Raw genomic sequence first — 25,887 nt, 5'->3', positions numbered from 1 at the left:
TTTCTGCGTGGGAGTGGTGAAGTCGGTGTCCGATCGAGCCGGACGCTGCGCTCGGTCGGCGCCGCGCTCAGTTGATGGGCGCGGGGCCGAGCTCGTCCATGAGCTGCTTGATCGCGACGTAGGCCTTGTTGCGGTAGGCGATCAGCTCGGGCGTGCGGTCGGCCGGGACGTCGAGGTAGCCGGCACCCGACTTGGTGCCGAACTTGCCGGCGTCGACGAGCTCCTTGAGGGAGTCCGGCGTGGCGAACCGCTCGGGCCACCGGGTCTGGAGCGAGGCGTAGCAGAACGAGTACACGTCGAGTCCGGCCATGTCGGCGATCGCGAAGGGACCGAAGACGGGGAGCCGGAAGCCGAAGGTGGTGCGGACGATCGTGTCGATGTCCTCGGGCGTCGCGACGCCCTCCTCGACGAGCTGCGTCGCCTCGTGGAACAGCGCGTACTGCAGGCGGTTGAGCACGAAGCCCGTCGCGTCCTTGACGCGGGCGGTCTCCTTGCCGGTCGCTGCGACGATCTCCTCGACGGTGGCGATCGCCGCATCGGCGGTGGTCTCGTGCGGGATGAGTTCGACGCCGGGGATGAACGGGGCCGGGTTCGAGAAGTGGACGCCGAGGAACCGCTCCGGGTTGGTGACGGCCTCGGCGAGCGAACCGATGAGGATGGTCGAGGTGTTCGAGCCGATGATGGCGTCGGGCGAGGCGGCGGCACTGATGCGACGGAGGGTCTCGTGCTTGATCTCGATCTTCTCGGGGACGGCCTCCTCGATGAAGTCGGCTCCGGTGACAGCCTCCTCGATGGACGCTGCGGGCGCGACGTTGGCGCGGATCCGCTCCACGGCGTCGGCGGGGAAGAGTCCGTCGGCGACGAACTGCTCGGCCTCGGCGATGAGGCGGTCGTAGTTCTTGCGCGCGATCTCCTCGGAGATGTCGGCGATGCGGACGGTGGCGCCGGACAGCGCGAGCACCTGGGCGATGCCGCCGCCCATGTACCCCGATCCGACGACGGCGATGGTGTGTGTGGTCATGATGAAGCTCTCCTGTGGTCGTCTGGATCAGGCCTGCGGCAGCAGGGTCCTGATGTACTTCTGGTTGGTGGAGCACATGCCGAGGCTGTCGCCGCCGTAGTGCTCGGCCAGGATGATGCCGTTGAAGCCGAGCTCGACGGCGTCGCGGAAGACCTGGCGGTAGTTGATGAGCCCGGCCTCCATGGTGGAGGGCACGGACGTCGCCCAGGTGCCGTCGGCCGCCTCGTCGCGGGTGTAGTTCTTCACGTGCATGTAGTTGGCGTACGGCAGGGTCTTGGCGAACAGCTCGCGCCAGTCCTCCACCGGGCGGTGCAGGCGGATGAGGTTCGCGACGTCGGGGTTCAGACCGACGTTGTCGAGCCCGACCTCCTCCACGAACCGGACCGCGCTGTCGGCGGTGCCGAGGTAGGTGTCCTCGTAGAGTTCGAGGGCGAGTGGCAGCCCGACGTCGGCCGCGTGCTTGCCGAGCTCGCGGATGCGGCTGACGGCGGCGTTCCAGACCTCGGGGTCGTCGGGGTCCTTCGGGCCCTGCGCGGTCCAGAACCACAGCGCCTTGCGCTGCGCGTCGTTGAAGGGCTGGTGCAGGCCCGTGGAGAAGACCTGCATCCCCCACTCGGCGGCGGCGTCGATCGTGCGGTGCGCGTACTCGAGGTTGCGCTCCTCGTGGCCCGGCATGATCACGCTCTGTCGCTGCAGGTGGACGGACGGGACGCCGACGCCGTGCGACTTCGCGATCGCGAGGAACTCGTCGCGACGGGACGGTTCGAGGTCGGCGGGCCGGACGTGGCTGTCGGGCAGTTCGGCCAGGGTGAACCCGACGCCGGCGACCTGCGCGAAGAGGTCGTCCCAGGCTTCGGGTTCCGCGTCATGCAGGGACACGCCGTTGCGGTTGACGGGAGGGATGCCGTGCAGGCAGGTGGCGATGGGCCAGGTGTCGGCGGTCCATCGGGGGGTCGACGCGGTCGCGGTCGTATCCGTCATGATGCTCCATTGCGCTCAAGGACTGCTCGGGGCTGGTGCTCCCGATCAAAAAGATCCTATAGGAAATAGTAAAGCGTTTCCACGAATGCGCAAGGGCACTTCGACAGGCTCAGTGACCGGCGAAGGGGCCGAGGCTCGGCGACCAGCGGAGCGGGAGGCGGACTTCCGGTGTCCGAGCGCACCCGGTGACCGAGCACTGCCGGTCACCGAGCCTGTCGAGGTGGGACGTCGGGGCTCAGCCGCCGAGGATGTCCCAGTCCTCGTCGTCCGCGTCGGCGATGCCGCCCGCGATGAACGCTTCGCCGGCCTCGGTGGCGCGATCGCGCACACCGACCAGGAGTTCCTCGAGCGAACCGGCCGAGAGGAACCGCATCTGGTCGATCTCGCTCACCGGGGCGATGCCCGCGAGCTGCCACGACGACTCCAACGGGTCGTCGGCGAGTTCCACGACCGAGGCCCACTGCTGCTCGCTGAACTCGCTGGCCACGGCGAGCGAGCGCCGCACCGCCGCCTCGGTCTCGTCCCGCAGCTGCTCCCAGCGCTCGTCCCACTCCAGGTCGTCGAGCGTGCGGATCTCGGCGCGTGGGTACGGGTCGTCGGGCAACCAGTCGGTCACCTCGAAGCGCTGCCCACCTTCGGCGATCACCGCGACGAAGCCCTCGCCGCCGTCGACCTCGACGATCTCGGCCACGGTCCCGGTGCGGAACCGGTGTTCACCGCCGCCCGTCTCGCGCCCGCGCTCGATGAGCACCACCCCGAACGCCGGATCCTCCGCCTCGAGCAGGTGGGCGAGCATGGTGAGGTAGCGCTCCTCGAAGAGCCGCAGGGCGAGCGGCATGTGCGGGAACAGCACGGAGCCGAGCGGGAACATCGGCAGTTCGAGGACCGGGAGGCCGGATGCCCACGGCTCGGCACTGGAGGAGTCGGTCATGTCAGTCCCCCTCCGCCTCGCAGGCCCGACCGGGTGTCGCCCGACCGGGTGTCGCCCGGCCGATCATCCACCCGGATCGTGCTGCGATCATAGCCGCCGGACACCGGAAGCCACTCAGGCGGCGAGGACGGCACGCAGCGCCTGATCGAACCGGATCGCACGATCGACCTCGACCGCCGTCTCGTAGTCGGTCCCGCGCAGGGCGACGTGCAGCGGCCAGTCCACGTCGATGAACCCGACGCGGCTGTCGCCGACGAAGACGCCGAAGCGGTCGGCCGTGAGCTGCTCCACCCAGGCGCGGCGGAGTTCGGACGTCTCGCTGCCGGTGGAGCTCATGGAACGACCTCTCTCGGCAGCTGAAGCGACCGGGTCAGGACAACCCCTCGAAGTATCTCGACTGTCTAGCTATCTCCGCCGTGCTTCATCATGACAGCACCGACGGCCGATGGACAACTCCGTATCCATCAGACGAAACGAGCTCGCCTCGACGGCATCGTTGCGAGATCGTGGCGCGATGGTCCGCAGATCTTCAGGAACCGTCCGTAGGATGCTGATCGTGGGGTGGAAGTGGCCGTGGGGACGCAAGCGCATCGTCGATGCGCCGGTCGATGCCGGGTCCGACCCCTATCTCCAGTACCTGGAGTGGGTCCGCCTCGGGAAGCCGTCACTGGCGTCACCCGACGATCCACCGCTGCAGTTCGACCCGCGGTTCGCGCCACGACTGGCGTCCGACGCCGTCAACTCCTCTCGCGCGGACGGCGTCTGAGCCTGTCGGTCTGAGCCCGCCGGGCCGCGCACAGCACAGCGCCCGACACCGAGGTGACGGGCGCTGCGAAGGTACTTACGCGGTGGCCTGCTCCGCGACCTCGGCGCGGCGCGGGAGCTTCCAGCCCGGGCGCACGAAGTGGCAGGTGTAGCCCCACGGGATGCGCTCCAGGTAGTCCTGGTGCTCCGGCTCGGCCTCCCAGAACTCGGACACCGGCTCGACCTCGGTGACGACCTTGCCGGGCCAGAGCCCTGAGGCGTCGACGTCGGCGATCGTGTCGCGTGCGACGCGTTCCTGCTCGGGCGAGGTGTAGAAGATCGCCGAGCGGTAGCTCAGGCCGACGTCGTTGCCCTGGCGGTTCTTCGTCGACGGGTCGTGGATCTGGAAGAAGAACTCCAGGAGCTCGCGGAAGGACAGCTTGCTCGGGTCGAAGACGACCTCGAGGGCCTCCGCGTGGGTGCCGTGGTTGCGGTAGGTGGCGTTGGCGACGTCGCCACCGCTGTAGCCCACGCGCGTCGACTTCACGCCCGGCATCTTCCGGACGAGGTCTTCCATGCCCCAGAAGCATCCGCCGGCCAGCACCGCGCGCTCGGTCGTCGTGCTCTGCTCGTCTGCTGCACTCATCGTGACTCCTCCTTCGTGCCGAGCACCGTGCGGGGTCCCCGCGTGCTCCGGTCTTCGGCTCCATGGTATGCAACAGCGTCCGCTTCCGGACTGTTCCGGCCGGGGCTTGCACTCAGCGGTCGCACAGGTGTGAGGCTGCGACGGCGGCGCTCAGACGGTCCGCTTGCGGCGGAGCTGCTTGATCGATTCGTGGATCTCGGGGGCCAGCGACACGGCGCCCGACTGCTCCGACTGTTCGAGGGCGACGGCCTGCGCCTCGTCCGCCGCGGCGAACCAGGAGGCGATGGTCACGCCGTGGCCGGGCTGTCGGACGATCTCGATCGGGTCACCCGCCTGCACCGTCCCACTCTTGACCACCTTGAGGTAAGCACCGGGCCGTGCGGCGTCGGCGAAGCGCTTCACCCACCGGGGCTCGCCCAAGCGCCGCTGGAAGGTGCCGCACGGGGTGCGCGGACAGGTCACCTCGACGACGAGGGTGTCGCCGATCCGCCAGCGTTCGCCGATCTCGGCACCGTTCACGTCGAGCCCCTGCGTGCGGAGGTTCTCGCCGAACAGCCCCGGCGTGATCTCCCGACCGAGCTCGCCCTCCCAGAACCGCGCGTCCTCCTCGGCGTAGGCGTAGAGCGCCTTCGTCAGGCCGCCGTGGTGTTTGCGATCGGCCTGCACGTCGCCGTACAGCCCCATGGGCCGCACGTGCAGCGGCTCGTCGACCGGGCGCTTGTCGATCGCGGTGACACCGATCGACCCGTCGTCCATCTGGAGGGCTTCGACGCGACAGAGGGCGAGGAGTTCAGACATGGGACCAGTCTGCCGTGTCGTCCGCGCCCGTCCGGACTACGGGGCCGGTGCGGCCCGGGTGGAATGGCTCAGGCGGAGCGGCTCAGGCGGACTCGCGGATGACGAGTGAGACACCGACCGAGCGTCGGACGGACGGTCCCGAGAGCGGGAGCGTGCCGGACATCATGCCGTCGAGCAGTTCGAGACTGTGCCGTGCGATGTCGCCCTTGTCGACGGCCACGCTCGTGAGCTCAGGGGTGACGAAGCGACCGAGGTCGAGTCCGTCGATGCCGATGACGGCGACGTCCTCCGGCACGCCGACCCCGGCACGGGCGAGTCCCTTGAGCACGCCGACCGCCATGACGTCATTGAAGACGAGCACGGCGTCGACGTCGGGCATCGCGGCGCGGCACCGCAGGGCGGCCGAGACCCCGCCCTGGTGGGTGTCCTCCGCCCAGGTCTCCGATGCCTCCGACCACGGCAAGCCGTGCTCCTCGAGGAACGCTCGGTACGCGAGACGCCGTCCGGACGGTTCCGCCGAGGCGTCGATCATCGCGATGGACCGGCGCCCGGTCGCGACGAAATGGGCGAGCGCCTGACGGATCCCGTCCTCGAAGTCGATGTCGACGCCCGCCACCTGCAGCGTCGGCTCGGCACCGGACGGGTTCGATCCTGCCTCGGACTCATCTGACCGATGGTCGCCGAGGGAGACGAACGGGATGGTGGCGAAGGCGCCCTGGAGTGCTCCGTGGTCGGCGCCGTTGCGTCCGACGACCGCGTCGACCTGCCGCGCGAGTTCGGCGAGCTGCGCACGTTCCGCGTCGGGGAGGTCCGGTCCGCGATCCGCGGCGGCGGGTCGGTCGCCCGATGCGTTCGCCGCTCCCCCGACCTCGGCGACCAACACGGTCCATCCACGCTCTGCCGCCTGCTGCACGAGGGCGGCCGCGAGCTCCGGGTAGTAGGGGTTCCGCAGGTCGTCGACGACCAGTCCGAGCGTCGTCGTCCGGCCGCTCACCAGGTGCTGCGCGGCGCGGTTCGGACGGTAGTTGAGCGAAGCCGCGACCTCGACGACCCGTTGCCTGGTGGCGTCGCTGACGTCGCGCATCCCGTTGAGTGCGCGGGTCACGGTCTGGCGCGAGACACCGGCGACCCGGGCGACGTCGATGATCGTCGCTCGCGCCGGAGCGTGATCGTCGCGGGGCCTGGTCATGGTCACATCGTACTGATACGCTCACACCGTGAACGTTCACGGTGACGTTCACCACAGACCATCGCACCGCCGATCAACGTTGAGGAGCACCACCACATGGAACACGTCGCTTGGGGAATCATCGGCCCAGGAACGATCGCCGAACGGTTCGCGACCGAGCTGCACGCCAGTCGCACCGGTCGACTCACCGCCGTCGCCAGTCGCGACGCGTCGCGTGCCGAAGAGTTCGGCGAGCGCTTCGGCGACGGCACGGCTCCCGTCCGCGGGTACGGCTCGGTCGCCGAGTTGCTGGCCGACCCCGAGGTCGACGCGGTGTACATCGCGACCCCGCACACGGAGCACGTCCGGCTGGTGATCGAAGCGGCCGAGGCCGGCAAGCACATCGTCAGCGAGAAGCCGCTCTCGGTGAACCGGGCGGGCGCGATGCTCGCGATCGAGGCCGCCCGCCGTGCCGGCGTGTACCTCGCCGAGGCGTTCATGTACCGCTTCCACCCGCAGACCGCGAAGCTCGTCGAGCTCGTGTCGTCGGGTGCCATCGGCGACGTCCAGCACATCGAAGCGTCGTTCGCATTCGCCGCAGATCTGCCCGCCGACCACCGACTCATGAACCCGGAGCTGGCGGGCGGCGGCATCCTCGACGTCGGCGGCTACCCCGTCTCCATCTCGCGGCTCATCGCCGGTGCCGCCGTGGGTGCACCGTTCGCCGACCCGACGGAGGTCACCGGGAACGGCACCATCGGTTCCACCGGCGTCGACGAGTGGGCCAGCGCGTCGCTCGTCTTCCCCTCGGGCATCACGGCGCACGTCACGAGCGGCGTGCGCGTGCAGGACGACAACCGCGTCGTCGTAACGGGCTCGACGGGCCAGCTCATCGTGTCCGACCCGTGGCTGCCGTCGGTCGAGGACGGTTCGACGATCGAGGTCCGCACCATCTCGGGCACCGAGTCGATCCACATCCCCGGGGCGCCGCAGTACGCGATCCAGGCAGATGCGGTCGCGACGTTCGCCGACGCGGGCCAGGCGCCGCAGATGCGTTGGGCGGACTCGCTCGGCAACCTCGCGACCCTCGACCGGTGGCGTGAGGCGATCGGCCTCGAGTACCCGTTCGAGTCGATCGACACCGACATTCCGACCGGTTCCGGTCGGCCGCTCGCCGTGCGCGCTGAGCTCCCGATGCCGACCGGTCGCATCGCGGGCATCGACCACGACATCTCGCGCCTCATCATGGGCGTCGACAACCAGCAGACCCTGTCGCACGCGTCGGCGATGTTCGACGACTTCTTCGAGCGCGGCGGCAACGCCTTCGACACGGCCTGGCTGTACGGCGACGGGCTCCAGGAGCAGCTGCTCGGACGCTGGCTCGCCAACCGGGGTCTCCGCGACGACGTCGTGGTGATCGGCAAGGGTGCGCACACACCGTTCTGCGACCCGGAGTCGATCTCCCGGCAGCTGTTCGAGAGCCTCGACCGTCTCGGCACCGACCACCTCGACCTGTACCTGATGCACCGCGACAACGTGGAGGTGCCGGTGGGCGAGTTCGTCGACGTGCTGAACGAGCACGCCGACGCCGGTCGCATCCGTGCGTTCGGTGGCTCCAACTGGTCGATCGAGCGGTTCGAGGAGGCGAACGCCTATGCGGCGGCCAACGGGAAGCGGGGGTTCGCGGCGCTGAGCAACCACTTCGGGCTCGCTCGCGCACTCGACGTGCCGTGGGCCGGTTGCGTGGAGGTGACGGATCCGACGAGCCGCGCGTGGCTCGAGGAGACGAAGACGCCGCTGCTGCCGTGGTCGTCGCAAGCGCGCGGCTTCTTCACCGGGCGTGCCGAGCCCGAGGACCTGTCGGACCCGGACCTCGTGCGCTGCTACTACAGCGACGACAACTTCGAGCGGCTGGCCCGTGCGCGTCAGCTCGGCTCGGAGCTGGGGGTCGCGCCGACGGCGATCGCCCTGGCGTACGTCCTGGCGCAGGACTTCCCGACCTTCGCCCTCATCGGGCCGCGGTCCGTCGAGGAGACCCGTTCGTCGACCGACGCCCTCTCCCTGAAGCTGACCCCGGAGCAGGTCGCCTGGCTCGACCTCCGGGTCTGATCCGTTCCCTCGGGTGACGCCAGCGCGGTGCGCTGGCGTGACCGCGGGTCATGCACGTGAGCGCGGGTCTCCAGAGGCCCGCGCTCACGCGTGCGGGGCGCGCTCGCGCCGAGTCACTCCTCCTCGCGTCAGCGCACCGCGCTGGCCCGGCCACACCACCACAGCGGGAATCGGATGGGCGTCAGGTGAGGCGTTTGCGGGACCGGTCGCGCGCCAGGAGGACTCCGAGGAGCAGGATCAGGATGAGGACGACACCGCGGGCGAGACCTTGCCAGTAGAAGGACAGCCCGATGAGGTTCATCCCGTTCGTCAGCAGCGCGAAGATGAGCACACCGACAAGCGTCCCGAAGAGGTTCGGCCGCCCGGTCCGGCTCAGCGTCGTCCCGATGAACACCGCACCGATGGAGTCGAGCACGTAGAGCTGACCGCTATTGGCGACGAAGCCCTGGCTCCGCGAGGCCAGGATCAGCCCCGCGATGGCAGCGATCCCGGCGGCGAAGATGAACGCCGTCGCCATCGACGTCCCCGCCAGCCGACCGGAGATCCGGGTCGCCGTCGGCTGCTCCCCCGCCGCGGTCAGCACCCGACCCCAGCGACTCCGTTCGAGCGCGGCCCAGACGATGATCAGCACGAGCACGGCGACGACGATCGGCGCGGCGACACCGAGCACGGTGCCGGCACCCAGCCACGCGAACTCGTCCGGCACACTGCTGCGCGACAGATAGATGGGTGACCCACCGTCGGTCGCGACCTGCTGCACGCCACCGCCGATGAACCAGACGCTGAGCGTCGCCAGGAACGGCCGGATGCGCAGCACCACGATGAGGAACGCGTTCACGGCCCCGACGAGCAGGCCGACGACCAGACCGCCGACGATCGCCACCCAGGCCACGTAGTCGTCGGCCAGGAGCGCCGACGCGGTGAGCGCCGCGAGGTCGATGGCGACACCGATCGAGAGGTCGATGCCACCGGCGCGGACGACGACCGTCATCGCGACGGCCGCGAGCAGGAGGAGCGCGTTCTGGTTGAGCACCCCGAGCAGGTTGTCGGCGGTGAGGAACGACGGCGACAGCACCGCGAACACGATGAGCAGCACCGCCAGCACCGCGGGGGCGAGCGCCTGCGGGACCGAGGCACCGAGGCCACGGACCGTCAGCCTCGAGAGCGGGCCGCCGGGACGCTTGTCGTCGCCGCCTCCCGGTCCAGCCGATCCGGCGTTCGGGACGGAGACGCCGGTGGTGGCGGAGGACTGCGTGCGCGTGTCGACACTCATCGCTTGACGCTCCGTTCGCGGATCGCGGCGACCGCGAGGACCAGCAGGATCAGCACACCCTTGGTGATGCCGATCCACTGGCTCGGGACGCCGAGCTGGCTGAAGCCGTTGGTGAGGATCGCGACGAACACGGCGCTGAACAGCGTCCCCGTGATCGTGACGACGAGCCGACGGGAGAACGCGATGGACAGGAACGTCGCGAGGAGGATGTCGATGAGCGACTGCTCGCCGATCCCCGGCAGTGCAGCGGACAACCGACTGGTCATGAGGACGCCCGCGATCCCTGCGAGGACCGCCGCGAGCACGTAGCTGACGACGATGTGGCGGTTGACGTCGATGCCGGCCACCCGAGCGGCCGTCGGGTTCTGCCCGACCGCGGCGTTCTTCACGCCCCAGCTGGTGCGCCCGGTGGCGAAGGCGACGACCGCGAAGACGAGCAGGAGCACGACGACCGCGGCTGGGACACCGACGACGTGTCCGCTCCGCAACCAGACCAGCCCGGCGTCGGAGACCGGCACCTTCACGTTGTTCGTGATGACGATGGTGAGACTCGTGACGATGCTCATCATCGCGAGCGTGACGAGGAGCGGGCGGATCCCGGCGACGACGACGAGACCGTTCACGAGCCCGATGACCGCCGCGGCACCGAGCCCGATGAGCAGCGCGAGCGGCAGACCGAGCTCGGCCTGCAGGAGCACTGCGACGAGGGCACCGGAGAAGCCGAGGACCGCGCCGATGGAGAGGTCGATGCCGCCGCGGACGACGTCCTCACCGCCCGTGACGACGACGATGGACAGGCCGAAGGCCGCGATCGCGTAGACGGCCGACTGGGTGAGGATCGTCGCGAGGTTGGCCGGGTCGAGGAAGCCGGGCGAGGCGACCGCGAAGACGACGACCTCGATGACGACGATCGCGTAGCCGATGAGTCCCAACCGGGAGACCGGGCGACGCTTCGTCGTAGACTCCGCCGCGGCCGAGGGCGCAGCGGGTGGAGCGGAGAGGGCGGTCATGCGGAGGCTCCTCTGCTGGGCAGTGTGCCGCCTCCAGGGCCTGCCGACGGGGCAGACCTCGGGGGATCAGCCTGCGTAGACGACGTGGGCCCTTCGACAAGCTCAGGGACCGGGGCGGTTGATTTGTCAGAATCCGCATCGGTTGACGAGGTGGGCCCGTCGACAAGCGGTTCATGCCCTTCGACAAGCGGTTCATGCCCTTCGACAAGCGGTTCATGCCCTTCGACAAGCTCAGGGACCGGCGGGACCGAGGGGGCCGACGGCGTGGAGGCGACCTCGGCGGCGCCCGTCGACCAGGCGAGGATCGTGTCGGCGGTCGCCTGCGATCGGGGCAGCTCGGTCCGGATCGTCCCGCGGTACAGCACGAGGACGCGGTCGGCGAGCCCGATCAGTTCCTCGAGGTCGACACTCACGAGCAGGACGCCGGCGCCCTGCGCGACGAGCGCGTCGATCTCCGCGTAGATCTGTTGACGCGACCCGATGTCGACGCCGGAGGTCGGCTGGTCGAGCACGAACACGGTCGACCCGGCCGCGAGCCACCGACCGAGCACGACCTTCTGCTGGTTGCCGCCGGAGAGGCTTCCGGCCACCGCGGTGTCGTTCGCGGGCCGGACGTCGAGTCGCGTGACGAGGTCGGCGGCGATCTCCCGCTCGCGTCGGCCGCGCAGGATGCCACCGAGGCCGGTGATGCGATCGAGGGCTGCGAGCGTGAGGTTCTCGCGGACGGACTGCCGGTTCAGGATGCCGTCGCGGTGACGGTTCGCCGGCACGTGCGCCCCACCGGCCCGGACGAAGGCCCGCGGCGAGCGGATGGTCGCCCGGCCGAGTCGCACGGTTCCGCCGTGCGCGCGCAAGCCGGTGACCGCGTCGGCCAGTTCCTCGAGGCCCGAGCCGACGAGACCCGTGACGCCCACGATCTCGCCCGGGCGGACGGCGATCGAGATGCCGTGCAGCCGTTCCGGGACCGTCAGTCCGTCGATCGCGAGGACCGGTTCAGCGCTGGCCTCGGCGGCGATCCGTTCCCGGTCGCCGAACTCCTCGACGCTCCGCCCCACCATGAGCTGGACGATGGCGTCGAGGGTCGCGTCGGGATCGGCGAGGTCGAGCGCACCGACGCGTTCACCGTTCCGGAGGACCACGACGCGGGACGCGATGTCGCGCACCTCCTGCAGGTAGTGGGAGATGTAGATGACGGCGACACCCTGGCTCTGCAGCGTCCGGACGGTGCGGAACAGCCGCTCGACGTCGCCGGCGGCGAGCGGTGCGGTGGGTTCGTCGAGCACGAGGACCCGTGGGCGCGTGATCGTCGCGATCGCGAGCTGCAGGAGTTGCTGCTCGGCGACACTCAGCTCGTCGACGAGGGTCTTGCCCGGCACGTCCAGCCCGACGAGGTCGAGCAGCTCCCGCTCGGCGCGCCGGTCGAGCTGCCGGCCGGTGAGGAACGCGGAGCGCGAGCCGAGGAACAGCTGCTCCGCGACCGTGAGCCGACCGGCCAGGTGGCGGTCCTGGTGGATGACGCGGACACCGAGGCGTTCGGCGTCGCCCGGGTTGCGGATGACGACCGGTTCACCGTCGATCTCGATGGTGCCCTCGCTCGCCGTGTAGAGGCCGGTGAGGATCTTGATGAGCGTCGACTTGCCCGCGCCGTTCTCGCCGACGAGCGCGACGACCTCGCCGGGGTGCACCTCGAGGTCGACGTCGTCCAGCACCCGGACGCCGCCGAAGTCCTTCGCGATGCCACGCATACTCACGGCGGGAGCCGAGGCTTCGGCCGTGGCGGCACCGGGCCGACCGCCCAGCGAGCGCTGGGCGGCCTGACCGTCGATCGAGGTGTCGTGCGTCATTCCAGGCCGAGTCGCTTGCGCTCGTCGGCGACGTTCGCCTTGTCGATGAACACGGCGTCGAGGTAGGTGCTCAGCGGCACCTCGTCCTGCTTGCCCCCGAGGTACAGGGCGACGTTGTTCGCGCTCGTCGTCCCGAACAGGGTCGGCTGCTGCGCGACCGTGAACTGGTACACCGAGTCGGGGTCCTGGATGAGGTCGAGCGCTCCGGGCTCGGCGTCGACGCCGTAGACCTTGATCTCGTCGCGGCCCGCCGCGTCGATGGCCTGGGAGGCACCGATCGCCGGGAGGTCCCAGCACGACCACACGGCCGAGATCTCGCCCTTGGGGTAGCGGGTGAGCGCATCGTTCGTCTTCTGCTTGGCGTCCTCGATGGTGCCCTCGTAGATGTCCTGCAGCTCGGGCTCGATGATCTCGATGTTCGGGTAGTTCTTCAGCACGAGCTTGAACTCGTCGTAGCGGATCTGGCAGGGGGTGACGTCGTAGAAGCCGTTGAAGACGAGCACCTTGCCTTTCCCGCCGATGTCCTCGGCGAGGGTGCGGGCGAGGGTGGAGCCGATCTGCCAGTTGTCGGAACCGATGTTGTTCACCGAGTTCTCGCTGGCGTGGTCGATCGTGAAGACCGGGATGTCGGCGTCCTTCGCCTGCTGCAGCGCCGGGGCGAGCGTGGTCGCGTCGCCGAGGATGACGACGATCGCGTCGACCTTCTGTGAGACGAGGTTCTCGACGTTGGCCAGGTGCTTGTCGTCCTGTGCGTCGGCCTGGGTGGCGACGACCTTGGCGCCGAGCTCCTCCAGGCGGTCCTGCACACCCTGGTAGGTGAGGCGGCCGAAGTCGCGGACGACGTCCTTGGCGGCGACGCCGACGGTCTTGCCCTTGAGCGAGGGGACGTCCACGTCTGAGGCGGCCGAGCTGGCAGCGGCGCCGCTCGTCGACTCGCTGGACGAGGACTGCTTGAGCGAACAACCGGTGGCCAGGCCGGCCACGACGGCCAGGGTGACAAGAGACAGCGCGAGGCGCGATCGACGACGCATGGGGACTCCAGATGACGGTGGGGTGCGGGACGGTGCAGGGGGTGGTGGAGCGTGCCGGCGTCCGCTGTCGGAGCGATCGGGGCGCACCGGGACGTCGGGTTGCAGCAACAGTAGGGAGTGATCGGACGGGCCGCGAGAGGGCGCTCAACCTGACGTAACACAAGGTGCCCGGTGTCGGCGTTGCGTGGAGCCTGGTCGGGGTGCGGCCCGTGGAAACGTCGGATGTATCATGGCGCGAGGCGGTGTTCCACGTGACCGTCTCGCTCGAGCAGGGGGTCGCATGGCAGTCACGGACGAGGCGATCGCGCGGATCCAGGCGATGATCGTCGCCGGCGACCTCACCCCCGGCCAGCGCCTCCCTCCGGAGAAGGAGCTCAGCGAGACCCTGGGACTCTCCCGCAGTTCCCTCCGCGAGGCGGTGAAGGCGTTGGAGCTCATCCGGGTGCTCGACGTCCGTCGCGGCGACGGCACCTACGTCACGACGCTCGAGCCGAGCCTGCTGCACGAGGCGATGTCGTTCGTCATCGACATGCACGCCGACGCCTCCCTCATCGAGATGTTCGAGGTGCGCCGCATCCTCGAACCCTCCGCGTCGGTGATGGCGATCCAGCACCTCGACGACGAGCGGATCGCCGAGCTGCGCAGCATGGTCGACGAGGTCGACGAGTCCACGACGGTCGAGGACCTCGTCGCGCACGACCTGCAGTTCCACGCCCGCGTGATCGAGCTGAGTGGCAACGCCTACCTCGCGAGTCTGCTCGCCGCGCTCGGCAGCAAGACGGTCCGGGCGCGCATCTGGCGCGGCCTCACCGAGGAGAAGGCCGTCGCCCGCACCCTCCAGGAGCACCACGCGATCGTCGACGCCCTCGAGAAGCGCGACACCGAACTCACCCGCGCGCTGGTCACGGTCCATGTCTCCGGTGTCGAAAGCTGGCTCCGCCGTTCGATGTAACCCCTCCCCCTGCCCGCGAACTGTCACTTGCTGCTCGTCCGAGCCGCCCGGACCAGCAGTTGGTGACAGTTCGCGGGCAGGTAGCGTGAGGGGATGGACGGCACGATCGACACCCGAGCGCTCATCGACCCCATCGACCGTGACGCCATGGCGAAGGCGCCCTCGTACCATCGCGCGCCGTCCGCCCGGCTGCTCATCGGCCTGATCGCGGGGATCGTCGTGGTCACCGTCGGCGGGTTCGTCCTGTTGGGAACGCTGCCCACGCCCTCACGGGGCGGCTCCGGCCCGACACCGCTGCTCGGGATCGGACTCCTCGCGGCCGCCGCCGTCGCAGTGGTCGCGGTCCTCTCCTGGCGGACGAGGCGCATCAAGCGCTTCCGTCTCTCCCAGTTCGCCGCGGCCAACGGGATGACCTACACCGCAGACCTCAGCCACCCGCCGTTCCCCGGCATGATCTTCGGGATCGGATCGTCGCGGCAGTCGACCGACGTGCTGCGGGGTGGTCGTGCCCGCGCCGTGGAGTTCGGCAACTACCGGTACACGGTCCGTCACGGGAAGCGTTCGACGACCCACCACTGGGGATACGTCGCGGTGAAGCTCGACGTCCCCCTGCCGAACATCGTGCTCGATGCGATCGGCAACAACGGATTCGGCTCGAACCTCCCGGCAGCGTTCCAACGGGGCCAGCGACTCTCCCTGGAAGGGGACTTCGACCGGCACTTCACGCTCTACTGCCCCGAAGGCTACGAACGCGACGCGCTCTATCTGTTCACGCCGGACATCATGGCGCGGTTCATCGACCACGCCGCCGAGCTCGACGTCGAGATCATCGACGACTGGCTGTTCCTCTACACGAAACGGGAGGTGTCGACCCTCGATCCCGACACCTGGGCCTGGCTGTTCAGCATCGTCGACGCGCTGATGACGAAATTGGACCAGTGGGCTCGGTGGCGGGACGACCGCTTGCAGCCGCAGACGTCCGGAGCTCCGGAGCACCCGCTGGCACCCGGCGCTCAGGCCGGCCCACCCGCGATCGGACTGCTCACCCCGCCGCCGGGCGTCGCTCCGCCCGGCCGCAGGTTGCGACGATCCGGCACATGGATCCCCATCGCGTTCATCGTCGGAACGCTGATCGTCTGGATCGTCACACGCATGAACTGACCCTCCCCTGCCCGCGAACTGTCACTTGCTGCTAGTCCGGAGGGGCGGGACTAGCGGTTTGTGACAGTTCGCGGGCAGGGGTGGGTGTTGGGAACGTCTGGTGATCGGGAGACGAGGACGGAACAGGCCGGTTGATGGGATGGCCAGGTGACCGACACCGGTCACCCGTCAGAAAGGTCCATCCATGCGCCGACCCACAGCCATCGGCTTCGCCGTCCCCGTCCTCGCCCTCATGCTGGGGCTCACCGCCTGCTCCGGATCCACGGGAGCCCCGTCGAGTGGTGGATCGCCGTCGACCGTCGACTCCTACGCCGAGGCGTTCGACGACTACACCATCTCCCTCGCCGGCTGCCTGCGCGACCAGGGGTTCGACGTCGAGGACCCGGAACCCGGCACCGCGATCACCCTCGACGGTGGCGAGGCGATGAACACGGCCTACGACGCCTGCGCCGACGAGCTCGGCCCGCCGCCCGCGAACCCCGATCAGCCCAGCAGGGCGGAGATCTCCGACGAGCTCCGGCTCCGCGCCCAGTGCCTGCGTGACCAGGGGTTCGACGTCCCGGACCCGGATGCGAACGGGGTGTGGGACCTGCCGGAGGACCTGTTCGATGAGGCCAGGGACTGCGCCGTGCAGTGACCGCCGCACCAGCCGGAACGGCCGACCGATCCCGTGATCGGTCGGCCGTTCCGTCGTTCCAGGTTCCGTCGTTCCGCGGTCAGGCTCCGGCCGGGTCGGCGTCGTGAGCCGGCAACAGCACCGCCACTTCGAGCCCACCCGCCGGCAACGGCGCCAGCCGCAGCGACCCGCCGTGCAGCTCCACGATGCGGGCGCCCAGGGTCAGCCCGAGACCGTTCCCCCGATCGCGACCGGCAGCCCGCGCCATCCGGGCGTCCCGCCGGTCGAACGGCTCCACGAACCGCGCCACCTCGGCCTCGTCGAGCAGCGGCCCCGAGTTGCTGACCACGACGACGGCGCGTCCCGGCGATTGCGGGTCGGGTCCGACCCACACCGAGACCCAACCGTCCGCACCGCTGTTGTATCGCACGGCGTTCGACAGCAGGTTCGTCAACAGCTGCTGGAGGAGCACGCGGTTGCCGCGCACGGATGCGCTCCGAAGGGTCGACGAGATCGTGACCCCGGCGTCGGCGGCCTCCGGCGAGATGAGCTGCGACGCGTCGCGAGCCACCGCCGCAAGGTCGACGGGCGAGGCCACGAGCGGTCGGCGATCGAGCTGGTTCAGCTGCAGGAGCGCCTCGACGATCGCGATCCCCCGCTCGTTCGTCTCGTGCAGCCGCCGCAACGCGCGGTCGACGTCGCGGCCCTCCGGGTCGGCCTGGGCGACCTCGATGAGCATCTTCATCGTCGCAAGCGGCGTCCGCAGCTCGTGCGAGGCGTTGGCCGCGAACCGCTTCTGCGTCAGGAACGACTGCTCGAGGCGCGCGAGCATGTCGTCGAAGCGGTCGGCGAGCTCGCGGAACTCATCGCGGCGGCCCGTCATCGCGATGCGGTGGTCGAGCGAGCCCTCCGCCGCCGCGCGCACGGCCGCATTGAGATCGTGCAGCGGCCGCAGGACCCGTCCGGCGACGATCCAGCCGACGCCAGTGCCGATCACGGCCATCGCGATGAGTGCGAGCATCGAGTAGTTGATGAGCGAGTCGCGGATCTCGCCGCGGGAGATCGCGGAGATCTGTCGACTGTCGTCGGCGGGCGCGAGCGGATAGCTGGGGAACCGCCAGATGATGACGTTGATGACGATGAGCGCGATGAGTCCCGTCACGACGGTGAAGGCCGCGTAGGTCGCGGTGAGTTTGACGCGCGCCGTCACCCACGTCGGCCGGGCGATGTCACCGACGCCCGGAGCGGCGGTCATGCGCCCACCTCGTCGTCCTCGTCGTCGGCGTCCGCGCCGCTCGTCTCAGCGGGAGTCTCACCTGGCGGGAGGACCCGGTAGCCGACGGCCGGCACGGTGTGGATGATCCACGGCTCGCCGAGCACTTTCCGGAGCGTCGACATCGTCACCCGCACGGCGTTCGTGAACGGGTCGGCGTGCTCATCCCAGGCGCGCTCGAGCAGCTCCTCGGCACTCACGACGCCACCCTTGGCCGCGAGCAGGATCTCCAGCACCGCGAACTGCTTCTTCGCCAGACGCACGTACCGGCCGTTGCGGTACACCTCGCGGCGGAACGGGTCGAGCCGCACACCGGCGTACTCGAGGACGGGCGGGAGCGACGCCTTGGGTCGACGCGCCAACGACCGGAGCCGGAGGACGAGCTCGCGTAGCTCGAACGGCTTCGTCAGGTAGTCGTCGGCGCCGATCTCGAAGCCGCTCTCCTTGTCGTCGAGGTCGGCGGCAGCGGTGAGCATGAGCACCCGGCAGGGCAGCTCCTGGGCGATGATCCAGCGGCAGACGTCGTCGCCGTGCGTGCCAGGGAGGTCGCGGTCGAGCACCACGACGTCGTAGGCGTTGACGGCGAGCCGCTCGAGCGCGGCGTCACCGTCGAACACGAGGTCGGCGGCGAGCCCCTCGTGCTGCAGGCCCTCGAGGATGCTCTCGGCGAGGTACTGCTCGTCCTCGGCGATCAGGACACGCATGGGACCTCCGGTGTTCGGGACGGACGACGCGTCGAAGGCGTCGCTCCGGCGCCCGCGATGGGCGTCGTGTCGATCGTAGGCGGCGCGGTGTTTCGGAACCGTCTGGTGATCGGCCGACGCTCGCGCAACCACCGTCGAGCTGGACTGGGGGCCTGGTCGTCGCGTGCCGAACACCGACGACCGACCGAGGAGGAACCATGCACCACGACATCCAGCAGCAGCCGCACCGCCACCAGGGTCGACGGAGCACCGTCGCCCGCAGAGGCTCCAACCGAGCCGTCGTCATCCTCGCCGCCACGGCCGTCGCCCTCACCGCCGCGATCGCCCTGGCCGCGTGCACGGGCGTCGCGCCGACCATCACCCGCGGGATCACCGCGCTGGCCGAGCGGCCGTCCGGAGACACGGGTGCCGGAACCACGACCACGACGGATGGCGAGTTCGGGGCCGAGGACGGCGTGTTGGAGGAGAACCGGTACTCGGCCTACGACACCGATCTCCCGGCAATCGCGAACCTCGATGCGGACCTCCTGGAGGCCGTCCAGCAGGCGACCGACGCAGCAGCGCAGGACGACATCGCGCTGTACGTGAGCTCCGGCTGGCGGAGCACGGCGTACCAGCAGCACCTGCTCGACGAGGCGATCCTCCAGTACGGCAGCGAGGCGGCCGCCCGGCAGTACGTCGCCACGCCCGACGGCTCCTCGCACACGCGCGGGGCGGCCGTCGACATCGGTGCGACCGACGCCGACTACTGGCTCATCGAGCACGGCGCCGACTACGGCCTCTGCCAGACCTACGCGAACGAGATCTGGCACTTCGAGTTGGCCACCGTCCCCGGAGGCGAGTGCCCGGAACTGCTGCCCGACGCCGGATGAGGTCGGTGCCGCGACCAGCTGCTACCGCCGGGCGTCCCGGTCCTACCCGGCGACCGGTGCCAGCCGACTGACGAACTCGTCGACGCGCAGTCGGATGTCCCGGAACGCCTCGTCGAACGCCTCGTCGGTCGCGGGCACGGCCGGGTCGGGGATCGACCAGTGCAGGTCGTCCCGCCCGCCGAGCTCCTCGTGCGCCCGGTTGCACACGGTGATGACGAAGTCGCCGTGCCGGAGGACCTCCGCCGTTGCGCGTGGAACGCTCGGGCTGATCCGGACGCCATGGCGCGCCGCCGCCCGAACGGCGCCCGGGTTGACCTCGCTCGCCGGCCGGCTGCCCGCGGATGCGACGGGGACATCGCTGCGGTCCTGCCAGAGCGCCTCCGCCATCTGCGACCGCGCCGAGTTCGCCGTGCAGACGAAGACGACCCGCGCCGGGGCGCTGATCGGTTCGGGCGCGAGGCGGTCGAACGCCCCCGGGACGAGCCGCACGTAGTTGCGGCGTCCATCGGACTCGGATCGCGACCGCGAGAGGATCCCCGCTCGCTGGAGGACGCTCAGGTGATGGGAGACGAGGTTCGACCCCATCCCGAGGGCGAGCTGGATCTCGGTCGGTGAGAGGTCACCGAGCGCCAGAAGGTCCACGATGCGCAGCCGTGCCGGCTCCGCGAGCGCGGCGAACTTGGACGCCCTTACCGCCAGCGACTCCACCGACACAACCCCCGTTGACTCAACCGTGATTGACTCAATAATAGGCTGAGTCGTCCGTGAACACCCCTTGAGCGATCCGCTCGAACTCACGGTCGTCCAGAAGAGGAGCTACTCATGGGTCTCGGAACCGGAATCGCCCTGATCGTCATCGGCGCCATCCTCGCCTTCGCCGTGAACGTCGACGTCCCCGCTGTGGACCTCACGCTCATCGGGTACATCCTCATGGCCGCCGGCGCTGTGGTGTTCCTCATCTCGCTCGTCCTCGTGCTCCGCCGCCGACAGGTCTCCTCGACCACGCGCTCCGCAGTGGACCCCGGTAGCGGCGAACGCGTCACCCGCCGCAGCACGACCGACAACGACGGCCCCGTCCTCTGACGACCGGACCGGCCGCACCACCCATGACCGAACCCGCTACCGCGCCGTCCCAGAGCGGCGAACTGCTGGACGGTCGGTATCGACTCGAGCGACCGATCGGTGCCGGCGGGATGGCGACCGTCCATCTGGCGACCGACGAGGTGCTCGGGCGCAAGGTGGCGGTGAAGCTGTTCCGCCCGGGAACGACCGATGCGACCGACGGCGCCAGGACCGCCTCGGAGACGCGTCTGCTCGCGTCGCTGAACCACCCGGCCCTCGTCACCCTGTTCGACGCCAGGGTCGTGGCCGGTGACGGCTCCTACCTCGTCATGGAGCACGTCGACGGCCCGACGCTGTCCCAACGCATCGCTCGGTCGCCGCTTCCGGCGTCCGAGGTCGCCGCGATGGCCGTCGACCTCGCGGAGGCGCTCCACACGGTGCACGCGGCGCGGGTCGTCCATCGAGACATCAAGCCGTCCAACGTGCTGCTGCGACCGACGATCCTGCCCCACCAGGAGTACCGCGCGAAGCTCGCCGACTTCGGCATCGCCTACCTCATCGACAGCACCCGCATGACCGCGCCGGGATCACTGATGGGCACGGTCGCCTACCTCAGTCCTGAGCTCGTCCGTGGTGCGGATCCGGCCCCTCCGGCCGACGTGTACGCCCTCGGACTCGTCCTCCTCGAAGCCCTGACCGGTCGCCGCGCCTACCCGCAGACCACCACGCACGAGTCGCTCATGGCACGCCTCAACGCGTCGCCGACGATCCCCGGCGAGCTCGGCTACCAGTGGAAGTCGCTACTCACCGCGATGACCGCCGCCGATCCGGCGCAACGCCCCACCGCCCTCGACGTCGCGACGACCGTCCGCGCGATGGACCCCGTGCTCGACCCGGCGGATGTGACCGTGGCGACCTCGGCACCTGCGATGACGACGACCGGCGACCCGGCACCGACGGCAGCGACCGAGCCGCTCGTCTCGACGACGCCGTTCGAGCCGATGACAGGCGCGCGCGCCGAGACCGGCCCGACCACGGTGCTCGACGGCACTCGCCGCTCGGAGCGACGTCTCGACGGTGGTGCACGGCGACAGGTCGCAGCGCACCAGCCGCGGCGCTTTCGACGCTGGCTGATCCTCGCGGCCGTGCTGCTGGTGATCGCGGTCGCCGTCGTCTGGCTCATCGTGTCCCAGGCACAGCCGCCCGCCCCGACGCTGCCCACCCTGCCCGAACCGTTGTCGACGCATCTGGATGAACTCCTGCGGGAGGTGACGCCGTGAGGAACTCCTGGAACCGAGGGCTCCGGCTGCTCGCAGCACCGGTGATCGTCGTCGCCCTGCTGAGTGGCTGCACCGGACCCGCTGCAGACCTAGACGCGAGCACCGGCCGCGACTTGCAGAGTCGTGTACTCGTGGTCGCGAACGCAGCCGCCGACGGCGACACTGCGGGTGCGCTCGCGGTTCTCGACGCGCTCGAGGCGCAGCTGGCCGCTGCTGAGGCGGCTGGGACCGTTTCGGCGACCCGAGCCGCGGACATCCGTGCGGCGATCGCGCTCGTCCGCGCCGACCTCTCCCCCGCGGTCGAGACCCCGACGCCGACCCCGGAACCCAGTTCGGTCGCGCCGGCCGAACCCGCTGCACCGGTCGAAGACGACGGAGGCGGGGACGATTCCGGGAACAACGGGAACAACGGGAACAACGGCAACAACGGCAAGAACAAGGACAAGAAGGACAAATGAAGCGACGAGGAAGCACCGACTCCGTTCCCGACGACGGATCGTTCGAGCCCGGGGACGAAGAGGCGGCGAAGCGAACCCGTACGGCGGAGGACGGGGTCTCGACCGTCCAGCACAGCATCATCGTCGACCTCCCCATCGCCGCCGTCTACAAGCAGTGGGTCGACTTCGAGTCGTACCCGGAGTTCTTGCCGGCTGTCCGCGAGGTGAAGCTGACCGGCGAGGTCTACAGTCGCTGGACCGTCGCGATCAGCAAGCTCTCGCGGCAGTTCCTCGTCGAGATCCTGGAGCAGCTCCCCGAGGAGCGTCTGGTCTGGCGCACCATCGAGGGCGACGTCTGGTTCAGTGGCGACGCCACCTTCGACGCGATCGACAAGCAGCAGACCCGCGTGGACGTCACGGTGCACTGGAAGCCGGTGTCCGCGGTGGAGCGGACCGCTGCGGCGCTCGGGCTCGCCGGACGGGTCGTCCGTGGGGCGCTCGAGGCGTTCAAGACCCACATCGAGTCGGCCGGCGGCCCCTCGGGTCACTCCCGCATCAAGGTCGTCTCCCCGAAGGGCTAGCCGTCGGCCCCACCTGATCAGCTCATGAACGGTCGCAGGTCCGGATAGCCGGTGGTCTGCCAGGCACCGTCGACGACGAGATTGTCGCCCGAGATGTACGACGCGTCGTCGCTCGCGAGGAACAGGGCGGCTGCGGCGATCTCCTCCGGCGCAGCCGCACGTCGGAGCGGGATGCGCTCGTCGTACGCGGCCTGCACACCGGGGATGTCGGTCAGCGACTTCGTCAACGGCGTCGCGACGAGACCCGGCGACACGGCGTTCACCCGGATGCCATGCTCACCGAGCTCGAGCGCCGCCTGTTTGGTCAACATGACCGCGCCGGCCTTCGACGCCGTGTAACCGACACCGAAGTGCATGGGGACGAGCGAGTTGAGCGAAGCGATGTTGACGATCGACCCGGCCTTGCCCTCCGCGAGGAACTGACGGGCGGCGAGCCGGGTGCCGTTGAAGGCGCTGTAGAGGTTCAGCCGGACGGTGAAGTCCCAGTCCTCGAAGGAGATGTCGGTGATCGTCCCGGCGCGTGATCCACCGGCGACGTTGAAGAGCGTGTCGAGCGTTCCGAAGCGTTCGACGGTCTCAGCGACCAACGCGGAGAAGTCCGCCTCGTCGGTGACGTCGGTGCGCCGACCCCACACGCGATCGCCGAAGGTCTCGGCGGCACCCGCGATGAGCTCGGCGTTGATGTCCGCGACGACGACCGAGGCACCCTCGGCGACCAGCCGTTCGGTGATCTTCGCCCCGATGCCGGACACGCCCCCGGTGACGATCGCGACCTTGCCGGCGAACCGGCCCTGGATGGATTCATTCGACATGATGCGGCTCCATTCTGCTCGCCGGCTCTGGCGAGCACCTCCAGCATACGCATCTATCAGTCACATGTCAGATAGTTCCAGCCGGCCCTCAGCATGACGACGCCGGCCCCGGGACGGTGTGTCCCAGGGCCGGCGTCAGGCAGCGGCGAGTCCTACCGCGGTGACTGCTCGCGATCGGCGTCCGCCAGCTCACTGTCGTCGGTCGAGGCCCGGTCGAACGAGGGCGCCCCGTCGGTCGAAGCAGGCACCTTGCCGCGCGCTGCAGCCTCGAGCGACTCCGCCTCGTCCCCACCGACCGCCTCGCCGCGGGCGACGAGCCCGGCGACGTCGGACAACGGGATCTGCTTGAGGAACAACGACAGCAGGAAGGCTGCACCGATGAACGGCAGCAGGTACCAGAACACCGGGGCGAGGGCATCGGCATAGGCGGTCACGACGCCGTCGCGGATGCCCGGCGGGAGCTGGCTGAGCGTCTGCGGGTCGATCGTCGCCGCCGCGTTGGAGGCGTCCCCCGCGCTGGCTCCCGAACTCGCGAAGACGTCCTTGAGGTTCGCGGTGAGGCGCGTGGTGAAGATCGTGCCGAACACGGCGACACCGAGCGACGCACCGACCTCGCGGAAGTAGTTGTTCGTGCTGGTCGCGGTTCCGACCATCGACGCGTCAACCGAGTTCTGGGCGACGAGCACGACGACCTGCATGATCAGGCCGAGACCGGCGCCGAAGAAGAACAGGAAGACGCAGATCAGCCAGATCGGGGTGTCCGCCGTGAGCGTCGTGAACGCGACCATCGAGGCGGCGGTGACGAGCGTGCCGATGACCGGGAACATCCGGTAGCGACCGGTCCTGGTGATCAGGTTCCCCGAGACGATCGAGGTACCGATGAGGCCGACCATCATCGGGATCATGAGCAGGCCCGATGCGGCTGCCGAGGTGCCAGACGACATCTGGAGGAACGTCGGCACGAAGCCGATCGCCGAGAACATGCCGAGGCCGAGCGTGAGGCCGATCGCGGTCGCGTTGATGAACGTCGGGTTCTTGAAGAGCGACAGCGGGATGATCGGGTCCTTGGCGCGCGCCTCGGTGATGACGAAGAGCAGCGCGGCGAGCAGCATGCCGATGCCGAACATCCAGGTCTCGATGGCACCCCAACCGTGCGCAGCGTCGCCACCGAAGTCGGTGAAGAAGATGAGGCAGGTGGTGAACGCCGAGAGGAAGATCACGCCGAGGAGGTCGATCGGTGCGGTCGCCTTCTTGTTCGGCAGCTTCAGCGTGAAGAACGCGATCGCGAAGGCCGCGATGCCGACCGGGATGTTGATGTAGAACGCCCACTGCCAGGTGAGGTGGTCGACGAAGAAGCCACCGAGGAGCGGGCCACCGACGGCGGAGAGACCGAAGACGGCGCCGAGCGGGCCGAGGTACTTGCCGCGCTCGGAGGCGGGCACGATGTCGGCGATGATCGCCTGCGACAGGATCATGAGGCCACCGCCACCGAGGCCCTGGACGGCTCGCCAGACGATGAGCTGGGTGAAGTCACCCGCGAACGCACAACCGACGGAGGCGATCGTGAACAGGGCGATCGCGACGAGGAAGAGGCGACGACGACCGAGGACGTCACCGAACTTGCCGTAGACGGGCATGACGATCGTGGTCGCCAGGAGGTAGGCGGTGGTGAGCCAGACCTGGTGGTCGACGCCGCCCAGCTGTCCGACGATCGTCGGCATGGCGGTGGAGACGATCGTCTGGTCGAGGCTGGAGAGCAGCATGCCCGCGATGAGGGCGGCGAAGATGATCCAGATGCGGCGCTTGGTGAGCAGCATCGGGCCCTCGGTGGGTGCGGCGGTGGCGGCGGTCACTGGAGGTCCTTTCGGGGGGTGGGGTTCGTGTGGGGATGCTGAGGCGCGGCGGCGGTGGGTCCGGCGTCGGCGGATTCGGGGTCGTCGGGCTCGAGGATGGCGCGATACGTCGCGAGGCAGTCGCGGATGGAGCAGACGATGTCGAACTCCCCGCCCTGGCCGATGTCGGCGACGCCGCTGCCGAAGACGCGCGCCATCGTCGTCTTGATCGCCATCCCGAAGAGGTCGGCGCAGGCGCGGGCACGCGGGTCGTCTGCCGGGACGCCTTCCCGCACGGCGATGAGCTCGACGAGCAGTTGCTCGCGCTCACGGTTGAGGCCCATGAACCGGACCAGCAACTTCGGTTCGCGCTCGAGGGCGGCGTGGAAGTCGACGTGCTCGGCCAGACCGAACCCGGACCGCTCCGCATGGCCGGCCGCGATGAGCATGAAGTCGTCGAGCACGGCGCGCCACCCCCGCGAGCCGAGGGCGAGGAACTCGGTGGCGAACCGCTCGGTCTCCTCGGTCTCGTCGATGCCGAGGACGGCGTCCTCCTTGCTCGGGAAGTAGTTGAAGAAGGTGCGACGCGAGACGCCGACCTCCTCGCAGAGTTCCTCGATCGTGAAGCCGTTGAGCCCCTGTGCGGCCGTGAGTCGACGCGACACGGTCGTCAGGCGCGCGGCGGTGGCGGCCATCCGATCGGACAGCCGATTCGTCGAATTTGCACTCTGCATCACGAAGTGCAGTAT

Annotated in this window: 26 protein-coding genes and 1 pseudogene; 10 read left to right on the top strand and 17 right to left on the bottom strand. The window is 69.5% G+C overall.

The genetic code is table 11. The features are described from left to right. Nucleotides 1–67 precede the first annotated feature (67 nt). The 4 genes from ACZZZB_RS13445 to ACZZZB_RS13430 all read right to left on the bottom strand — a co-directional run bounded on the left by ACZZZB_RS13445 (nucleotide 68) and on the right by ACZZZB_RS13430 (nucleotide 3,269). The gene (locus tag ACZZZB_RS13445) at nucleotides 68–1,021 is read right to left on the bottom strand and encodes a 3-hydroxyacyl-CoA dehydrogenase family protein (RefSeq protein WP_192006007.1); all 954 of its coding nucleotides are present in this window, start codon (nucleotides 1,019–1,021) and stop codon (nucleotides 68–70) included. A 27-nt stretch (nucleotides 1,022–1,048) separates the two neighbouring features. Beyond that, nucleotides 1,049–2,002, bottom strand: a complete 954-nt coding sequence (locus tag ACZZZB_RS13440) for a sugar phosphate isomerase/epimerase family protein (RefSeq protein ID WP_463529950.1) — start codon at nucleotides 2,000–2,002, stop codon at nucleotides 1,049–1,051. A 235-nt stretch (nucleotides 2,003–2,237) separates the two neighbouring features. Beyond that, nucleotides 2,238–2,933 carry an LON peptidase substrate-binding domain-containing protein gene (locus ACZZZB_RS13435; protein ID WP_228501933.1) on the bottom strand — a complete coding sequence of 232 codons (696 nt, stop codon included), beginning with the start codon at nucleotides 2,931–2,933 and terminating at the stop codon, nucleotides 2,238–2,240. A 114-nt stretch (nucleotides 2,934–3,047) separates the two neighbouring features. Continuing rightward, on the bottom strand, nucleotides 3,048–3,269 hold the full coding sequence (locus ACZZZB_RS13430) for a hypothetical protein (protein WP_463529949.1): 222 nt from the start codon (nucleotides 3,267–3,269) through the stop codon (nucleotides 3,048–3,050). 220 nt (nucleotides 3,270–3,489) lie between these two features. Here ACZZZB_RS13430 and ACZZZB_RS13425 point away from each other — a divergent pair, with 220 nt between their 5' ends. Next, a complete protein-coding gene (locus tag ACZZZB_RS13425; RefSeq protein WP_124767435.1) occupies nucleotides 3,490–3,699 on the top strand; it encodes a hypothetical protein in 210 nt (69 codons plus the stop codon). 75 nt (nucleotides 3,700–3,774) lie between these two features. Here ACZZZB_RS13425 and msrA read toward each other — a convergent pair whose 3' ends face one another. The 3 genes from msrA to ACZZZB_RS13410 form a co-directional block, all read right to left on the bottom strand. Beyond that, entirely contained in the window at nucleotides 3,775–4,323 is a 549-nt protein-coding gene (gene msrA / locus ACZZZB_RS13420; RefSeq protein WP_079706599.1) for a peptide-methionine (S)-S-oxide reductase MsrA, read from the bottom strand. Nucleotides 4,324–4,473: 150 nt separating this feature from the next. Next, a complete protein-coding gene (locus ACZZZB_RS13415) occupies nucleotides 4,474–5,121 on the bottom strand; it encodes an MOSC domain-containing protein (RefSeq protein WP_463529948.1) in 648 nt (215 codons plus the stop codon). 82 nt (nucleotides 5,122–5,203) lie between these two features. Continuing rightward, nucleotides 5,204–6,310 carry a LacI family DNA-binding transcriptional regulator gene (locus ACZZZB_RS13410; protein ID WP_079706597.1) on the bottom strand — a complete coding sequence of 369 codons (1,107 nt, stop codon included), beginning with the start codon at nucleotides 6,308–6,310 and terminating at the stop codon, nucleotides 5,204–5,206. Nucleotides 6,311–6,406: 96 nt separating this feature from the next. Here ACZZZB_RS13410 and ACZZZB_RS13405 point away from each other — a divergent pair, with 96 nt between their 5' ends. Continuing rightward, nucleotides 6,407–8,398, top strand: coding sequence for an aldo/keto reductase (locus ACZZZB_RS13405; RefSeq protein ID WP_463529947.1), 1,992 nt, complete (start codon nucleotides 6,407–6,409; stop codon nucleotides 8,396–8,398). Between the two features lie 181 nt (nucleotides 8,399–8,579). On the opposite strand, the gene ACZZZB_RS13400 is transcribed toward ACZZZB_RS13405, so the two are convergent. The 4 genes and pseudogenes from ACZZZB_RS13400 to ACZZZB_RS13385 all read right to left on the bottom strand — a co-directional run bounded on the left by ACZZZB_RS13400 (nucleotide 8,580) and on the right by ACZZZB_RS13385 (nucleotide 13,556). Beyond that, on the bottom strand, nucleotides 8,580–9,671 hold the full coding sequence (locus ACZZZB_RS13400; RefSeq protein ID WP_463529946.1) for an ABC transporter permease: 1,092 nt from the start codon (nucleotides 9,669–9,671) through the stop codon (nucleotides 8,580–8,582). Beyond that, entirely contained in the window at nucleotides 9,668–10,681 is a 1,014-nt protein-coding gene (locus ACZZZB_RS13395; protein WP_463529945.1) for an ABC transporter permease, read from the bottom strand. The genes ACZZZB_RS13400 and ACZZZB_RS13395 overlap by 4 nt, the downstream gene beginning before the upstream one ends. Nucleotides 10,682–11,184: 503 nt before the next feature. Next, nucleotides 11,185–12,426: pseudogene (locus ACZZZB_RS13390) on the bottom strand (sugar ABC transporter ATP-binding protein); the annotation flags it as partial. Between the two features lie 95 nt (nucleotides 12,427–12,521). Beyond that, a complete protein-coding gene (locus ACZZZB_RS13385) occupies nucleotides 12,522–13,556 on the bottom strand; it encodes a sugar ABC transporter substrate-binding protein (protein WP_079706592.1) in 1,035 nt (344 codons plus the stop codon). 280 nt (nucleotides 13,557–13,836) lie between these two features. Here ACZZZB_RS13385 and ACZZZB_RS13380 point away from each other — a divergent pair, with 280 nt between their 5' ends. The 3 genes from ACZZZB_RS13380 to ACZZZB_RS13370 all read left to right on the top strand — a co-directional run bounded on the left by ACZZZB_RS13380 (nucleotide 13,837) and on the right by ACZZZB_RS13370 (nucleotide 16,306). Continuing rightward, on the top strand, nucleotides 13,837–14,508 hold the full coding sequence (locus tag ACZZZB_RS13380) for a FadR/GntR family transcriptional regulator (RefSeq protein WP_064295672.1): 672 nt from the start codon (nucleotides 13,837–13,839) through the stop codon (nucleotides 14,506–14,508). A gap of 93 nt (nucleotides 14,509–14,601) precedes the next feature. Further along, complete coding sequence (locus ACZZZB_RS13375; protein WP_463529944.1) at nucleotides 14,602–15,669, top strand: hypothetical protein; 1,068 nt, start codon at nucleotides 14,602–14,604, stop codon at nucleotides 15,667–15,669. A 184-nt stretch (nucleotides 15,670–15,853) separates the two neighbouring features. After that, nucleotides 15,854–16,306 carry a hypothetical protein gene (locus ACZZZB_RS13370; RefSeq protein ID WP_463529943.1) on the top strand — a complete coding sequence of 151 codons (453 nt, stop codon included), beginning with the start codon at nucleotides 15,854–15,856 and terminating at the stop codon, nucleotides 16,304–16,306. Nucleotides 16,307–16,385: 79 nt separating this feature from the next. Here ACZZZB_RS13370 and ACZZZB_RS13365 read toward each other — a convergent pair whose 3' ends face one another. Further along, nucleotides 16,386–17,540 (bottom strand): sensor histidine kinase, encoded by a 1,155-nt coding sequence (locus ACZZZB_RS13365; RefSeq protein ID WP_463529942.1) that lies wholly within the window; start codon nucleotides 17,538–17,540, stop codon nucleotides 16,386–16,388. Next, nucleotides 17,537–18,262 carry a response regulator transcription factor gene (locus ACZZZB_RS13360; RefSeq protein ID WP_463529941.1) on the bottom strand — a complete coding sequence of 242 codons (726 nt, stop codon included), beginning with the start codon at nucleotides 18,260–18,262 and terminating at the stop codon, nucleotides 17,537–17,539. Before ACZZZB_RS13360 ends, ACZZZB_RS13365 begins: the two co-directional genes overlap by 4 nt. A 197-nt stretch (nucleotides 18,263–18,459) precedes the next feature. Between ACZZZB_RS13360 and ACZZZB_RS13355 the strand changes: the two genes are divergently transcribed. After that, entirely contained in the window at nucleotides 18,460–19,134 is a 675-nt protein-coding gene (locus ACZZZB_RS13355) for a M15 family metallopeptidase (RefSeq protein WP_463529940.1), read from the top strand. A 42-nt stretch (nucleotides 19,135–19,176) separates the two neighbouring features. Here the strand turns inward: ACZZZB_RS13355 and ACZZZB_RS13350 are convergent, their stop codons facing one another. Further along, nucleotides 19,177–19,842, bottom strand: a complete 666-nt coding sequence (locus ACZZZB_RS13350) for a metalloregulator ArsR/SmtB family transcription factor (protein ID WP_463529939.1) — start codon at nucleotides 19,840–19,842, stop codon at nucleotides 19,177–19,179. Nucleotides 19,843–19,956: 114 nt separating this feature from the next. Here ACZZZB_RS13350 and ACZZZB_RS13345 point away from each other — a divergent pair, with 114 nt between their 5' ends. Genes ACZZZB_RS13345 through ACZZZB_RS13330 form a run of 4 tightly spaced genes read left to right on the top strand, consistent with a single transcriptional unit; the run spans nucleotide 19,957 to nucleotide 22,494 of the window. Beyond that, on the top strand, nucleotides 19,957–20,217 hold the full coding sequence (locus ACZZZB_RS13345; RefSeq protein ID WP_064295666.1) for a DUF6458 family protein: 261 nt from the start codon (nucleotides 19,957–19,959) through the stop codon (nucleotides 20,215–20,217). 23 nt (nucleotides 20,218–20,240) lie between these two features. Beyond that, nucleotides 20,241–21,476, top strand: a complete 1,236-nt coding sequence (locus ACZZZB_RS13340) for a serine/threonine-protein kinase (protein ID WP_463529938.1) — start codon at nucleotides 20,241–20,243, stop codon at nucleotides 21,474–21,476. Beyond that, nucleotides 21,473–21,934 carry a hypothetical protein gene (locus tag ACZZZB_RS13335; protein ID WP_463529937.1) on the top strand — a complete coding sequence of 154 codons (462 nt, stop codon included), beginning with the start codon at nucleotides 21,473–21,475 and terminating at the stop codon, nucleotides 21,932–21,934. The genes ACZZZB_RS13340 and ACZZZB_RS13335 overlap by 4 nt, the downstream gene beginning before the upstream one ends. Then, nucleotides 21,931–22,494, top strand: coding sequence for an SRPBCC family protein (locus ACZZZB_RS13330; protein ID WP_463529936.1), 564 nt, complete (start codon nucleotides 21,931–21,933; stop codon nucleotides 22,492–22,494). Before ACZZZB_RS13335 ends, ACZZZB_RS13330 begins: the two co-directional genes overlap by 4 nt. A gap of 17 nt (nucleotides 22,495–22,511) precedes the next feature. Here ACZZZB_RS13330 and ACZZZB_RS13325 read toward each other — a convergent pair whose 3' ends face one another. From ACZZZB_RS13325 to ACZZZB_RS13315, 3 genes are all read right to left on the bottom strand, one after another. Next, on the bottom strand, nucleotides 22,512–23,306 hold the full coding sequence (locus ACZZZB_RS13325; protein WP_463529935.1) for an SDR family NAD(P)-dependent oxidoreductase: 795 nt from the start codon (nucleotides 23,304–23,306) through the stop codon (nucleotides 22,512–22,514). A gap of 152 nt (nucleotides 23,307–23,458) precedes the next feature. Then, nucleotides 23,459–25,123, bottom strand: coding sequence for an MDR family MFS transporter (locus tag ACZZZB_RS13320; RefSeq protein ID WP_463530563.1), 1,665 nt, complete (start codon nucleotides 25,121–25,123; stop codon nucleotides 23,459–23,461). 32 nt (nucleotides 25,124–25,155) lie between these two features. Next, on the bottom strand, nucleotides 25,156–25,833 hold the full coding sequence (locus tag ACZZZB_RS13315; protein WP_463529934.1) for a TetR/AcrR family transcriptional regulator: 678 nt from the start codon (nucleotides 25,831–25,833) through the stop codon (nucleotides 25,156–25,158). Between the last annotated feature and the right edge of the window lie 54 nt (nucleotides 25,834–25,887).

The organism is Plantibacter sp. AC185 (assembly GCF_979258065.1).
Note: the sequence above shows the minus strand (reverse complement) of the source record. Positions and strands in the feature narration are given on the sequence as shown.

Bases quoted from the DNA above. Each gene is read 5' to 3' on its own strand.
- ACZZZB_RS13430 (WP_463529949.1), bottom strand. From the start codon at position 3,269: ATGAGCTCCACCGGCAGCGAGACGTCCGAACTCCGCCGCGCCTGGGTG.
- ACZZZB_RS13395 (WP_463529945.1), bottom strand. From the start codon at position 10,681: ATGACCGCCCTCTCCGCTCCACCCGCTGCGCCCTCGGCCGCGGCGGAG.
- ACZZZB_RS13325 (WP_463529935.1), bottom strand. From the start codon at position 23,306: ATGTCGAATGAATCCATCCAGGGCCGGTTCGCCGGCAAGGTCGCGATC.
- ACZZZB_RS13380 (WP_064295672.1), top strand. From the start codon at position 13,837: ATGGCAGTCACGGACGAGGCGATCGCGCGGATCCAGGCGATGATCGTC.
- ACZZZB_RS13405 (WP_463529947.1), top strand. From the start codon at position 6,407: ATGGAACACGTCGCTTGGGGAATCATCGGCCCAGGAACGATCGCCGAA.
- ACZZZB_RS13315 (WP_463529934.1), bottom strand. From the start codon at position 25,833: ATGGCCGCCACCGCCGCGCGCCTGACGACCGTGTCGCGTCGACTCACG.
- ACZZZB_RS13445 (WP_192006007.1), bottom strand. From the start codon at position 1,021: ATGACCACACACACCATCGCCGTCGTCGGATCGGGGTACATGGGCGGC.
- ACZZZB_RS13330 (WP_463529936.1), top strand. From the start codon at position 21,931: ATGAAGCGACGAGGAAGCACCGACTCCGTTCCCGACGACGGATCGTTC.
- ACZZZB_RS13400 (WP_463529946.1), bottom strand. From the start codon at position 9,671: ATGAGTGTCGACACGCGCACGCAGTCCTCCGCCACCACCGGCGTCTCC.
- ACZZZB_RS13440 (WP_463529950.1), bottom strand. From the start codon at position 2,002: ATGACGGATACGACCGCGACCGCGTCGACCCCCCGATGGACCGCCGAC.
- ACZZZB_RS13340 (WP_463529938.1), top strand. From the start codon at position 20,241: ATGACCGAACCCGCTACCGCGCCGTCCCAGAGCGGCGAACTGCTGGAC.
- ACZZZB_RS13345 (WP_064295666.1), top strand. From the start codon at position 19,957: ATGGGTCTCGGAACCGGAATCGCCCTGATCGTCATCGGCGCCATCCTC.
- ACZZZB_RS13435 (WP_228501933.1), bottom strand. From the start codon at position 2,933: ATGACCGACTCCTCCAGTGCCGAGCCGTGGGCATCCGGCCTCCCGGTC.
- ACZZZB_RS13385 (WP_079706592.1), bottom strand. From the start codon at position 13,556: ATGCGTCGTCGATCGCGCCTCGCGCTGTCTCTTGTCACCCTGGCCGTC.
- ACZZZB_RS13360 (WP_463529941.1), bottom strand. From the start codon at position 18,262: ATGCGTGTCCTGATCGCCGAGGACGAGCAGTACCTCGCCGAGAGCATC.
- ACZZZB_RS13320 (WP_463530563.1), bottom strand. From the start codon at position 25,123: ATGCTGCTCACCAAGCGCCGCATCTGGATCATCTTCGCCGCCCTCATC.
- ACZZZB_RS13415 (WP_463529948.1), bottom strand. From the start codon at position 5,121: ATGTCTGAACTCCTCGCCCTCTGTCGCGTCGAAGCCCTCCAGATGGAC.
- ACZZZB_RS13365 (WP_463529942.1), bottom strand. From the start codon at position 17,540: ATGACCGCCGCTCCGGGCGTCGGTGACATCGCCCGGCCGACGTGGGTG.
- msrA (WP_079706599.1), bottom strand. From the start codon at position 4,323: ATGAGTGCAGCAGACGAGCAGAGCACGACGACCGAGCGCGCGGTGCTG.
- ACZZZB_RS13370 (WP_463529943.1), top strand. From the start codon at position 15,854: ATGCGCCGACCCACAGCCATCGGCTTCGCCGTCCCCGTCCTCGCCCTC.
- ACZZZB_RS13355 (WP_463529940.1), top strand. From the start codon at position 18,460: ATGCACCACGACATCCAGCAGCAGCCGCACCGCCACCAGGGTCGACGG.
- ACZZZB_RS13410 (WP_079706597.1), bottom strand. From the start codon at position 6,310: ATGACCAGGCCCCGCGACGATCACGCTCCGGCGCGAGCGACGATCATC.
- ACZZZB_RS13375 (WP_463529944.1), top strand. From the start codon at position 14,602: ATGGACGGCACGATCGACACCCGAGCGCTCATCGACCCCATCGACCGT.